Origin of the sequence: Ochrobactrum sp. SFR4 (assembly GCF_019730395.1) — a bacterium.
Classification (GTDB): Bacteria; Pseudomonadota; Alphaproteobacteria; order Rhizobiales; family Rhizobiaceae; genus Pseudochrobactrum.
Map to the genome: position 1 here is coordinate 1 of NZ_JAAPBB010000152.1, position 500 is coordinate 500.

Below are 500 nucleotides of genomic sequence, written 5' to 3' on the forward strand. Positions count from 1 at the left end.
GCGGGTATTGGAGGCACGAAAAGCCACGATCCCTTATGGCAAAGACGGCAAAACAGCCCGTGATATGCTCAAACGTAACCGCGCGGTGTTGCTGACGGCACAGGCGATGAAGAGTTTCGATACGGATGCTGCTGCATCCCGTGAGGCGGGGACAGAAGCCTATAAGCTGGAGCCAGAACTGATACCGGCTGCTTTGATCGCTGCGCGTTGCTATCTGCGCGACGGTCATATCCGCAAAGGCAACCGCTTACTGGAAACTGTGTGGAAGCGTGAACCGCATCCGGAAATCGCGGATGCTTATATTCATGGCCGTTCCGGAGACACAGCGCTGGATCGTCTGAAAAAAGCCCGTCATCTCGCAAGTCTGCGCAATCATCATGTGGAATCTGCGCTGGTTGTTGCCCGCGCAGCACTGGATGCCGGAGAACTGACACTGGCACGGGAAAGTGCTGAAGCGGCATTGAAGTCTGCCCCGCGTGAAAGCGCCTATTTGCTGATGG

At 56.2% G+C, this 500-nt stretch carries 1 pseudogene; it reads left to right on the top strand.

Going from position 1 to position 500, the window contains the following annotated elements:
- A pseudogene (locus HBA93_RS18310) lies at positions 1-500 on the top strand (heme biosynthesis protein HemY); the annotation flags it as partial.